The following is an 11989-nucleotide window of genomic DNA, read 5'->3' as shown; positions in this document are numbered from 1 at the left end:
TTAGAAATTAATTAAACCGTTGCAGCTACATTTTTCTTCGCTCTAGCAGTTTCAGTGACAGCCACGTAGTAGATTACGAGACCGAAACCGATTTTGTTAATCGCATCTGCTAAGTTGTAGAAGAGGTCAATGCTGCTTACCTCAAAGGCACCTGATAATAAGTTGCCTGGAAGAACCATGTATCCAATTGGATAAATAGACCATCCTAATGTGATAAAGATTTTTAATAAGAACATGGCTCTCCCTAGCGCAGGTGAATCAGACTGCTTAGCGAGTTTGGCCACATCACCAGCAAATACTTCATACACGATGTACAAATAACCTGCAGTAGAGAAGATACCCCACATTACGTTGTTGTCAATCCCAGAAGTTTCACCGATGTAGCCGGTTACCAGCATGACAAGAGAAGCAATGATTAGTTTGAAGAGTGTGCCCCCTTTAGCGCCGAATGGCTTCGTTAAGAGGTAAAACTCCACACACATCAAAGGTACAGTTAGCGTCCAGTCTACATAACGGAAGGCGGTAGGGCTTTCGCCCGTCTGGAGATAGAAGTCCCTCATGTAATAATAATGGACAGCTGCGATACCCGTTATCAAACCTGATACAAGTAATGACATTTTCCATTTCCCTTCTACAGAACTTCTTTCTACAAAGAAGAAAACTGCGGAAGCAAACATAGCCATGTATCCAATGAAGAATGTAATGGCAATTGGATCAGTGTTAATGATCCGGTCGAGTCCGACCATTTCGGCTGTGAGCACTGTGTTCATTGTTGATTGATTTTAGATGAGTGTTGATTTTTAAAATAAATTTTGGTGTATACCTCCATAAAGTCAAAAGTCCTCTATTTTGTTTAACTTAAAGTTTTAAAAATTAAACATAGCATACCGAAACCGATTCTTGTTGGTACCAACGACTCAAAAATGTAAATTATGTGTTTCCTACAGAGCAAGTAGACAAGACCTTTTTTGCTCTCCTGTCTGGTCATAGGGGATTAAGCGATCAGCATCAAATAATGCGGCATTTAAGCGGTTTATTCCGTAATTTTGTGTAATATTACACTTTGAAAATAACCTTTTTAAAACACTCTCAACGCGTTAATTGCCCGATTAAACAGAGATTATGAGCGAAGAAATTAAGGAGAATAATAAAGATTATTCTGCCGGGAATATTACGGTATTAGAAGGATTAGAAGCAGTAAGAAAAAGGCCGGCCATGTACATTGGTGACATTGGCATAAAAGGTTTGCATCACCTGATCTGGGAAGTAGTCGATAACTCTGTGGATGAGGCGCTTGCGGGACACTGTGACACGATACACGTAACGGTAAACGCTGATAATTCAGTGACAGTAGAAGACAATGGACGAGGTATCCCTACAGATTATCACCCCAAAGAAAAAAAATCTGCCTTAGAGGTCGTCATGACGGTATTGCATGCGGGAGGTAAATTTGATAAAGACACCTATAAAGTTTCCGGTGGTCTACACGGTGTGGGGGTATCCTGCGTGAATGCGCTATCTACTCATCTACGTGCAGAGGTACATAGAGGAGGGAAGATCTATGAGCAAAGCTATGCTATAGGAGCTCCCCAGCACGATGTTCGTGAAATCGGAACCACGAATAAACGCGGAACGATCATCCACTTTGTGCCCGATGCTAGTATTTTTACGGTAACGGAGTACAAGTATGAAACGATAGCGAACAGGTTGCGAGAAATGTCTTTTCTAAACGCTGGCATTCGTATTACGCTAACAGATTTGCGCGAAATAGACGATGACGGTCAGCCGCGCAAGGATGAATTTTTCTCGGAAGGGGGATTAGTTGAATTCGTTCAGTATCTGGATGCTACACGCGAGAAAATCATCGCAGAGCCTATTTATATCGAATCCGAAAGAAATGGCGTTCCCGTACAGGTCGCCATGTCTTATAATAATTCCTACACCGAAAACGTGGTGTCCTACGTAAACACCATTAATACCTATGAGGGAGGAACGCACGTTTCTGGATTTCGTCGTGCGCTCACACGAACGCTAAAAAGTTATGCCGATAAATCAGGCATGCTCGACAAATTAAAAATCGAAGTTTCCGGCGATGATTTTCGCGAAGGCCTGACAGCTGTGGTTTCCGTGAAAGTGGCTGAGCCCCAATTTGAAGGGCAGACCAAGACCAAACTCGGTAACTCAGATGTAGTGGGCGCAGTGGATGGTTCCGTGAGCGAAGTGCTACAGATTTGGCTGGAAGAACATCCTCGGGAAGCTAAAATCATAGTGGGTAAGGTGATTTTGGCAGCTCAGGCGCGCCATGCCGCACGTAAGGCACGTGAAATGGTCCAGCGGAAAAATGTACTCGGTGGGGGTGGATTACCTGGAAAGCTAGCCGACTGTGCCAACACTGATCCTAGCATTTGCGAACTCTATCTAGTGGAAGGAGATTCAGCCGGTGGATCCGCCAAACAGGGACGTAATCGGGATTTTCAAGCCATCCTACCGCTTAAAGGAAAGATTTTGAACGTAGAAAAAGCGCATGAGCATAAAATCTACGATAACGATGAAATTAAAAATATCCTTACCGCATTAGGCGTAAAGTTTGGGACACTAGCAGACGATAAAGAGTTGGATTTAAGTAACCTTCGATACCATAAAATCATCATCATGACCGATGCCGATATTGATGGTAGCCATATTCGGACGCTCATCCTCACGTTATTCTTCCGTTACATGAAAACGCTTATAGAGAAAGGTTATGTCTACATCGCGCAGCCACCCCTGTATTTGTTGAAAAAAGGCAAGGATGAGCGTTACTGCTGGACAGAGGAAGAACGGAAGATTTTAACTGCTGAAATGGCGGGAGAGGGCAAACTAGAGAGTGTCAACATCCAGCGTTACAAAGGGTTAGGGGAGATGAATCCAGAGCAACTTTGGACGACGACCATGGATCCTGACACGCGCACCCTAAAGCAGGTAACGATAGACTCTGCCGCTGCGGCCGATCATCTTTTCTCCATGCTGATGGGGGATGAGGTGGCTCCGCGAAGAGATTTTATCGAGAAAAATGCGAAATACGCGAAAATCGATACGTAAAATATAAGGAAAACGAAAAGGGGCTTTTGCCCCTTTTTTTATGTAGGCTATTCTGTAACTTTAAGGAATTTTTTACGAGTACATCATTTTAACGTAAATACAGTTATGTTAGCGACAACCCAAGATAAGTTCGAACAAATCATACAATCCAGTGACCTAGTCAGTCGTGATCTCAGTTGGCTGCGCTTTAACGAGCGCGTTCTAGACCAATCGAAAAGTGCCCACCGAAGCATCTTCGAAAAACTAAAATTTTTGGCCATCACCGCTTCGAATTTGGATGAGTTTTTTATGATTCGCGTCGGTTCTCTTTATAATTATTTAGATTACGAAAAAGAGCGCGTGGACTATTCTGGGCTGCGAGAAGATCCTTTTAAGGCCAAGCTTATGCAGGAGTGCCAGCAGTTCTACCAAGAACAGCAGCGCCACTTCGAGGAAGTGCTGCTCCCTGAAACTGCCCAGTCTGGATTTCGACTCGTGAACCTTAGCCAGCTTACTGAGGAAGAACAAGCGTACATCGAAGCGTATTTTACGAAAGCCATCTACCCCATGCTGACTCCCATGGTATTCGATGGCTATCGAACCTTTCCGATCCTGATGAATAAGCTGCTGGTCTTCGGCGTGGTCACCCTAGCCCCCGGAGAAAAAAAAGAAAACAGAAAGCTTTCTTTCGTCCAGATTCCTGCGAATATCCCCCGCTTCTTCGAGATCGAACGGGAAGAGGAGGTTATGTGCATTCCCATCGAAGAAATTATTCGCTCTCACATCAAAACCCTATTTCGCAATGTGTCCATCGAGGCAGTCAATCTCTTCCGCATCACTCGTAATGGAGACTTTACGCTTGAAGAGAATGAAGATATGGATGCCAACTTCCTCGAAGAGGTAAAGCGTAAACTGAAGGAGCGAAAAACAGGTCGCGTCGTCCGTGTAGAAATTGAAAACAACTACAGTAAATGGATGGTGAACCTGCTGAAAGAACGCTGGAAGATCCAGGACGATGCGATCTTTATCATCGAGAAAAGCAGCATGCTCGACTTCACGGGGCTATGGCAAATAGTGGGCAATAGGCGCTTCAAGGATAAATTGCCGCAGGCACCCAGTCCCATTAACCCCCTCAGCTACCCGGAAGAAACTACGGATGACCTTTTCCATATCCTAAATGAACGGGATGTGCTGCTACATCATCCCTATAATAGTGTAGATCCTATCTTGGAGCTGATCGAGACAGCCGCCGATGACCCAAGTGTGATGGCCATCAAAATGACCATCTACCGTTTAGCGAAAGATTCACGCATCACCCGGGCATTACTTCGTGCAGCAGAAAATGGCAAGCACGTTTCCGTGTTATTCGAGGTGAAAGCGCGCTTCGATGAGGAAAATAACATTCGCGAAGCCAAGCGCCTACAAAAGGCCGGCTGTTTCGTCATTTACGGCATCAGTAACCTGAAAACGCATACCAAGCTCCTGCTTATCGTAAAAAAAGACGACAATCGGGTTACGCGGTATGTGCATTTGGGTACAGGTAATTACAACGAAGAGACTTCTCGCTTTTATACCGACATCGGGCTGCTCACGACGGACGAAACCATCGCTCATGATGTTTCCGAGTTCTTTAATGTGATCACGGGTCACTCCATGCCTACCACGTATCAAAACCTGATCACCGCCCCGCGCGATATGCGCAACCAGTTGATTACCTTCATCAATCAGGAGGCAGATAATGCAGAAGCAGGCTTAAGCAGTGGCATCGTCATCAAAGTGAACAGCTTGGAGGATTCTGAGACCATTTATGCCCTTTATCGCGCCAGCCAAAAAGGAGTCCCGATAAAATTGATCATTCGGGGCATCTGTTGCTTGCGCCCTGGGCGCAAAGGACTCAGCGAAAACATCGAAGTTATCTCGCTTGTGGGCGACTATCTCGAACACAGCCGCATTTATTATTTTCATCAAAATGGCAAACCGCTCACCTATGCGGGATCAGCCGATATGATGGTAAGGAGTTTTGATAAACGCTTAGAATCGCTTTTTCGTATTGCAGACCCTTTTCTAAAGCAGCAGCTCATCAGTATTTTGGCTTATAACCTAAAGGACAACCAAAATGCCTATGTGATGCAGGAGGATGGTACGTACGTAAAGAAACAGGTAGCCGCAGGAGAAGAGCCCTTTAACATTCACCAGGCCTTTTATGAGATTACTGCTGCTGATGTGCGGAAAACAGTCTTGTTCGTATAGCCTTTTTTTGGGCCGAGGCCCAAAGAACAAAAAGCCGGCAACATCATCCGAATGTTGTCCGGCTTTTTTTAGCTCTTACTAGGTGTACACCCCTTTTAAGGGGCCAGTCTGGACTTCGTCCAAAGCCCGCTGTCTTCCTCTAAGGTATAGGCGATGCGATCGTGCAGACGAGAGGGGCGTCCTTGCCAAAACTCCATGTAGTCCACTGTTACCGCGTAACCACCCCAGTGCGGAGGCCTTTGGATACTGCCTTCTTGGTACTTAGCGCGGAGTTCTTGCTCTTTCGTCTCTAAATAAGCCCGATTGGGAATCGTCTTACTTTGGGGAGAAACCCAGGCGCCTATTTGGCTACCGAAAGGGCGTGAAAAAAAATAAGCATCTGAGGCTTCCGGAGTAATTTTCTCAGCGAAACCTTCTACTCGCACCTGTCGCTCTAGCTCAGCCCAGTGGAAATTAAGCGCTACGTGTGGAAAGTTTTCGATCTCTTTCCCTTTTTGGCTATCGTAATTCGTGAAAAACACCAATTTACCCTCTTGAATCCCTTTTAGGAGCACCACGCGTGAACTTGGTCTTCCCAGGCTATTTAAAGTAGAAAGCGTCATCGCATTCGGCTCATTCACTTGGGCCACTACAGCATCTTTTACCCAGACCTCTAGTTGCAAAACAGGATCTTCCTGCACATCACTAAGCTCGAGGGTACGTAATTTGTACTCTTTTCGTATAGCTGCTAATTCCATGTTATCTTAAAATTTAAAGTGAATTTCGTAATCCTATGGCATTTTTGAAAGTAAGCTGTATATTAACACATGAATTTCGTGACCACTATGCCTAAGAAACCTCAACCCCTTTCGTTAGGCCCGGGTACCTTACTGGTATCTGAGCCCTTTCTACAAGATGAAAACTTCATGCGTTCCGTTGTGTTACTCTGCGACCATCAAGAAGTAGGATCTTTTGGCTTGGTCCTGAATAAATTATCCATTTTAACCTTGGATGAAGTACTAGAGGAGATACCGCTCCCCCATATCCCCGTTTTCGTAGGCGGCCCCGTAGAACAAAATACGCTACACTTTATTTATAAAAGTAAGCATAAATTTCCGGGTGGCATACGACTTGGAGAGGATGTTTACTGGGGAGGAGATTTTGACCTGGTGGTCAAAGGTCTGCTCGAAGGCCAAATCGATGAAGCTTGCATACGGTTTTTTATCGGCTATAGTGGCTGGTCTGCCGGTCAGCTAGATCAGGAAGTGCGGGAGAATACCTGGATTGTTACCAATGCAATCGGTGCGGAATGCCTTTTTGAACATACTTCCGATGAGCTATGGCGCTACATTCTCAAGCACTTAGGAGGGGAGTTTAAACAAATGGCAAATTATCCCATAGACCCTCGATTAAATTAATATATTGCTTACATTTGCTTCTAACAGGATAAAACCAAATAACGATGGATCAGGACAAAGAATTGTCGCCAGAAGACAAGGTGACCCCAACTTCTCCCGAAGAACAGGGTAAAGAACAAGCCGCTCAAGCCGCTACTGAAAGTGCAGAAAATCAAGAGGAGCAGGAGGAAACAGAAGAGGAGGAGACGGTGGATTATGAAAGTTTTTCTAAAAAACAGCTTGTAGAAGCGCTTAAGGAGCTTTTACACGAAGGGCAGTTCGTGAAGAATGACAAGCAAGTAAATGAAATTAAAAACTATTTCGACGCGCTTTTTCAGCAGGAGAAAGAAGCTGCTAAACAGGCTTTCCTCGCCGAAGTTGGACAAACAGAGGATGACTTTCAGTATAGAGGGAGTGATGAAGACCGCGCCTTTTATGCTAATTTCAACTTATTTAAGGAGAGAAAATCCGATGCACTCAAGCAGCTGGAGCACGAAAAAGAAAATAATTTAGCAGCTAAAAATCTGCTGCTCGACCGACTGCGCGACGTAGTAGATGGGGAGGAAACCACAGATAATCGCTCCGTAGTAAAGGAAATTCAGGAGGCTTGGAAAAAAATAGGCCCAGTACCTGCCGCACATAATAAAAACCTATGGGCTTCCTTTAATGCTCTAATGGATCGGTTTTATGACAACCGCTCGATTTACTTTGAATTAAAGGAGCTGGATCGCAAAAAGAATTTAGAGCTAAAACTTGAACTTTGTGAAAAAGCCGAAGCCTTAGGGGCTGAAAGCGACATTAAAGCAGCTATAAAGACGCTAAACGAGTACCACGAAGAGTTTAAGCACATCGGACCCGTTCCTCGAGATGAACAGGAGCCCCTTTGGCAGCGCTTTAAAGCGGCATCCGATGCCGTGTACGATAAACGCAAGGTGTTCTACGAAGCACAAAAGGAAGTTTACGAAGAAAATTTAGCGAAAAAAGAAGCCTTAATCGAAAGTTTAGCGCCCTTTACCAGCTTCGAAGGCACGCGTATTAAAGAGTGGAATGCGAAAACCAAAGAGGTACTGGCCATCCAAAAACAGTGGGAGGCCGTAGGTCCGGTGCCGAAGGAGTCTGGAAAAGAAATCAATAAGCGTTTTTGGACGGCGTTCAAACTGTTTTTCTCCAACAAAAATCAGTTCTTTAAAAGTCTTGATGAGGTACGCAAAGAAAACAAACAGCGTGCAGAAGAGCTGATCTCACGTGCAGAAGCCATGGCGGACAGCACCGACTGGCAAAAAACCACGCAGGAACTAATCGAGCTACAGCAAGAGTGGAAAACCTTAGGACCTACGCCAGAAAAAGTACGCGATGAGCTGTATAAGCGCTTTAAACAAGCCTGTGACAGCTTTTTTGAGCAACGAAGAAATGCGAACAAGCAGAGCAACCAGGAGTTTGAAGAAAATCTTAAAAAGAAGCGTTCTCTCATCGATGAGATGATCGCCCAAGCTACAGCTGGTGGTGCTACTGCTGAGAATATGGAAAACTTTATCCGAAGTTTTCAAGCCATCGGGTTTGTGCCGAGAAAAAATATGAAGGAAATCACTTCCCTGTTTAATGACGCACTCGAAAACTATGCGGCTAAGCTAGGCATGGAAGGTAAAGATAAGGAGGAGTTCCTTTTCCGCCTGGATATGGCCAAGCTCCAAAACGATCCTCAGGGAAACCGTATTATCGGCAAGAAAGAGCATGGCATTCGCAAGCAAATCGCTGATTTGGAAAATAACATTTCTCTATGGAAGAATAATTTGGCCTTTTTCGCTTCGTCCAAGACGGCTGATAAGCTGAAAGACCAGTTCGATGCTAAAATTCAAAAGGCAGAGGACGAAATCGAAAAGCTCAAGCAACGCTTATCCATTTTAAGAGAATTTTAAGCCACTCAAAAATAGGGAGATAGCTTTATCTCCCTATTTTTTTGTTTTTAGGGCTTTTTACTTCTGAAAAAGACTTCTATATTTGCACTGTCATTAAGCGAAAGGGTTTTCAAGCCTCTTTAGCTCAGCTGGTAGAGCAACTGACTTGTAATCAGTAGGTCGCTGGTTCGATCCCGGCAAGGGGCTCTGATCACTTAATGACGCCTCCTTAGCTCAGCTGGTAGAGCAACTGACTTGTAATCAGTAGGTCGCTGGTTCGATCCCGGCAGGGGGCTCTCTAGAAAGACATCGGAAGATGTCTTTTTTTTTGCCCAAAGGGCAAAGAAATACAAACAGGTAAAAAAGCTAGGGGGGTTTAATCTTCTTCCTCCGAAGCATCTAACAGATTTAAACTGTTCTTCAAGAGTTGCTTGGTGTAGTGCCTGTTGCGCCTATTTTTTTTGGCCTTGGCACGCTGCTGATTGCGTTTATCTACTACGAGTTTATCGATATCGTTTAAATCTTCTTTATCTTGAATTAATTGAGGACTTGTACGCTTAGGCATGGTTACTCTTTCTTATAAAAACCATAATTTATCCGCACTGTTTGTAGCGATATAAAGAAATTAACCGAAATAGACCTCCTATAAAAAAGAGCAGTAAAGGCGTCTCCCGGACTTATATCTCCTGTAAAAAGGACCCTTAAAAAAAATATAAATGAGGAATGCCGGGATCAAATGGGGAGAAGAGTGTCGGCAAAAAAAAAGACCCCCGGAGGAGTCTCTTTTATTTTAAGAGGGGTTTTGATGAATTGCTTGAGGACTTAAGCAGCAGTATCCGCAGCAGCATCGTCTGTCTCTTCTTCAGCTTCCTCTTCTTCTGCCTCCTGTAAGGCTTCATCCGAAAGTGCCGTCTTCAGTAAGGTCGCATAGCCATCGTAAATTTTTTGAATTTCAATGTACATCGTCTCTTGAAAGGCGAGATGCTCTTCGTCCGAAAAAGGCTTCATCGGATTATGCACATGATACTTGCGGTTATAGCTGCCATCATGATCATGCTCGTAACCAGGCACTTCGATGATTTCACGGTCCCAGATTTTTAATTCCTCTTTCATGGAAGAAAAATCAACGTCGCGTTTTTTCATTTCCTTTTCCATTTCCATCATCTCTTCCCGAATATCAAGACTTTGCTCGAAAATCTGGAAAGCCTTCGCATAGACCTCAGGATCTCCTCCTTCTTGCTTTTCTGCACCCCCGCAGCCGGAGAGGAAAACAAGCATACCGAACAGTAAACTCCAAGACATTACGTACTTTTTCATGTTTTTCATTTTTTAAGTGATCGTGTTAAACGTTAGGTACTGTACTTCTTTTTAAGCGTATGTAAAATTTCTTCCAGGCCATTTAATCGAATTTCATATAAGGTCGCTAAAAGTGTTCCGACCTTTCCAGGAGGAAATCCCTGCCGCTGAAACCAGACTAGGTAAGCCTCAGGTAGTGCCGCATACACTGTGCCTTTATACTTACCAAAAGGCATTTTTTCACGTACGAGCGCAATTAACAAGGCGGCGTCAGGGGCATTTGGATCCATGCAGTAAAGATAAGCTTTAAATATATGGCTTAAGCCACATTTTCTGATATCTTTTTCCTTCCAAAACTAACTTAGATAGCTCTAAATGGCGTTTAAGGAAGATCAACCTCCGTAAATGAAGCAAAGCCGAAAAATTAAATTTGGCCCTCCTGACTGAAAATATGAATTCTTACCTATTTTTAAGCCTAAATCGAAAGCCATGAAAAAGTACACTACAGTATGCGTTTTTATCCTGACTCTTTTCCATTGGGCCCAGGCCCAAAGTCCCTCCGGGGAATGGAAGGGTACACTTCAACTACCGGGTACTAGTCTAGAGCTCTTTATTAGTCTTCAAGAAACGGATGCGGGCTGGGGTGGTAAAATGGATATTCCTGCGCAGCAGGCGCGCGGCATTAAATTAGATCGTATACTTTTTCAGCCTCCTATGGTGTTTTTTGAAATTAATAGCCTCCAAGTGACCTATGAAGGTATCTTAGCAGAAAACCGAATTCAAGGAAATTTTAAGCAGATGGGAATGGAGTTTCCACTGGATTTTGTGCCCAACGATCAAGCTCAGGAAGTAGCGGAAGTGCGCAGACCACAGACCCCACAGCCCCCTTTTTCGTACCAAATTCAAGAACTAAAACTGCCCACCACTTTAGGAAATACTTTGGCAGGCACACTCACGCGGCCACAAACCACAGACGCGGTTCCACTTATCATCTTGCTGCATGGCTCAGGTCCTAATAACAGAGACCAAAGCCTCTTTGGGCATGCCCCTTTCCATGTGTTGGCACATCGCTTAACAGAAGCCGGTTTCGCGGTCTTTCGTTTTGATAAGCGAGGGGTAGGGGAGTCGGATGGCAACTTTCAGAGTGCCGTTTTATCAGATTTTATGGACGATGCCCGCTCTTTAGTGCGTGCATTTCGCCAGCAGATGGGAGATTCCTTCAGTCAAATCGGCATTTGGGGACATAGTGAGGGGGGCACCATCAGCCATGCCTTAGCTGCAGAACCTGGTCTAGTGGATTTCCAAGTATCCATGGCGGGTGCCGCAGTGCCTGGCGTTGACATGATGCTTCGCCAAACTGCCGAAGTCTCTCGTACAGCAGGGCTTAGCTTCGAGCAGGTAGAAGAAGCCGTTAAGCGAAACGAAGCCGTATATGCCTTGATGGTGGCTGAGCGAAGTACCGATGAGGTGGCACAAGATATCAAAACCTTGATGGAGGAGATCGCAGCCAACTTGCCTCTGCCGGAAGCCCAGCGGCAGGCACAGGCCAAAGCATTAACGGAGGCCTACCAAAGCGCGCTTAATCCGTATCTCCGCTCACTATTGCGATTCGACCCACAGCCATTCATCGCTAGGCTGGAGGTACCGACACTCATTTTGTTGGGAGGAAAAGATGTACAGGTAGTAGGCATGCAGCAGGTACGTGCGATCGAGGAGAAATTCGCCGACAAAAAGAACCTCACCGTAAAATTTTACCCCGAGCTGAATCACCTCATGCAGCGTGCAGAGACGGGTGGAGTAAATGAGTACGCAAGTATCGAAGAGACCTTAAATGAGGCGATGCTGGCCGATGCATTAGAATGGTTGCTGGCATTACCCAGCTTATAATGGCGCATTTTCCCGGGCAGGGTTTAACATACTATTGGGATTTGTCCCTAGCAGTAAAAAAAATGCCTAGACAGCTAATGCTACTTACGTCTAGGCATTTTTAGCTACTTTCGTTTTGTTTCTATTTTACTTTCGTTTGCTTTCTTTTTCCCAATTTTACCTTTCTTTTTCTTTCTTTTACACTTTCGTTTGCTTTCTTTTTGATGTATACATTAAATCCGATAT

Annotated in this window: 10 protein-coding genes and 2 tRNA genes; 7 read left to right on the top strand and 5 right to left on the bottom strand. The window is 44.6% G+C overall.

Features of this window, described 5'->3' with window-relative positions; genetic code table 11:
• Positions 1-11: 11 nt before the first annotated feature.
• Positions 12-770, bottom strand: coding sequence for a bacteriorhodopsin (locus tag ACXIT9_RS02430; protein WP_458054653.1), 759 nt, complete (start codon positions 768-770; stop codon positions 12-14).
• A gap of 352 nt (positions 771-1122) precedes the next feature.
• Here ACXIT9_RS02430 and gyrB point away from each other — a divergent pair, with 352 nt between their 5' ends.
• Both gyrB and ppk1 read left to right on the top strand, forming a co-directional pair.
• Positions 1123-3081, top strand: coding sequence for a DNA topoisomerase (ATP-hydrolyzing) subunit B (gyrB, locus tag ACXIT9_RS02425; RefSeq protein ID WP_458054652.1), 1959 nt, complete (start codon positions 1123-1125; stop codon positions 3079-3081).
• A gap of 105 nt (positions 3082-3186) precedes the next feature.
• Entirely contained in the window at positions 3187-5310 is a 2124-nt protein-coding gene (ppk1, locus tag ACXIT9_RS02420) for a polyphosphate kinase 1 (protein WP_458054651.1), read from the top strand.
• Positions 5311-5405: 95 nt separating this feature from the next.
• On the opposite strand, the gene pdxH is transcribed toward ppk1, so the two are convergent.
• A complete protein-coding gene (gene pdxH / locus ACXIT9_RS02415) occupies positions 5406-6047 on the bottom strand; it encodes a pyridoxamine 5'-phosphate oxidase (RefSeq protein ID WP_458054650.1) in 642 nt (213 codons plus the stop codon).
• Between the two features lie 87 nt (positions 6048-6134).
• Between pdxH and ACXIT9_RS02410 the strand changes: the two genes are divergently transcribed.
• The 4 genes from ACXIT9_RS02410 (at position 6135) to ACXIT9_RS02395 (ending at position 8877) form a co-directional block, all read left to right on the top strand.
• Entirely contained in the window at positions 6135-6707 is a 573-nt protein-coding gene (locus ACXIT9_RS02410; RefSeq protein ID WP_458054649.1) for a YqgE/AlgH family protein, read from the top strand.
• A 44-nt stretch (positions 6708-6751) separates the two neighbouring features.
• On the top strand, positions 6752-8602 hold the full coding sequence (locus ACXIT9_RS02405; protein WP_458054648.1) for a DUF349 domain-containing protein: 1851 nt from the start codon (positions 6752-6754) through the stop codon (positions 8600-8602).
• 113 nt (positions 8603-8715) lie between these two features.
• Positions 8716-8788 (top strand) — tRNA-Thr (locus ACXIT9_RS02400).
• A 16-nt stretch (positions 8789-8804) separates the two neighbouring features.
• Positions 8805-8877: transfer RNA gene (locus tag ACXIT9_RS02395), tRNA-Thr, on the top strand.
• An 80-nt stretch (positions 8878-8957) separates the two neighbouring features.
• Here ACXIT9_RS02395 and ACXIT9_RS02390 read toward each other — a convergent pair.
• The 3 genes from ACXIT9_RS02390 to ACXIT9_RS02380 all read right to left on the bottom strand — a co-directional run bounded on the left by ACXIT9_RS02390 (position 8958) and on the right by ACXIT9_RS02380 (position 10167).
• Positions 8958-9146, bottom strand: coding sequence for a hypothetical protein (locus tag ACXIT9_RS02390; RefSeq protein WP_458054647.1), 189 nt, complete (start codon positions 9144-9146; stop codon positions 8958-8960).
• A gap of 257 nt (positions 9147-9403) precedes the next feature.
• The gene (locus tag ACXIT9_RS02385) at positions 9404-9898 is read right to left on the bottom strand and encodes a hypothetical protein (RefSeq protein WP_458054646.1); all 495 of its coding nucleotides are present in this window, start codon (positions 9896-9898) and stop codon (positions 9404-9406) included.
• Between the two features lie 32 nt (positions 9899-9930).
• Positions 9931-10167 (bottom strand): DUF3820 family protein, encoded by a 237-nt coding sequence (locus ACXIT9_RS02380; protein WP_458054645.1) that lies wholly within the window; start codon positions 10165-10167, stop codon positions 9931-9933.
• Positions 10168-10366: 199 nt separating this feature from the next.
• Between ACXIT9_RS02380 and ACXIT9_RS02375 the strand changes: the two genes are divergently transcribed.
• Entirely contained in the window at positions 10367-11764 is a 1398-nt protein-coding gene (locus ACXIT9_RS02375; RefSeq protein WP_458054644.1) for an alpha/beta hydrolase family protein, read from the top strand.
• Positions 11765-11989 lie beyond the last annotated feature (225 nt).

It is taken from the genome of Nitritalea sp., assembly GCF_054166705.1.
Note: the sequence above shows the minus strand (reverse complement) of the source record. Positions and strands in the feature narration are given on the sequence as shown.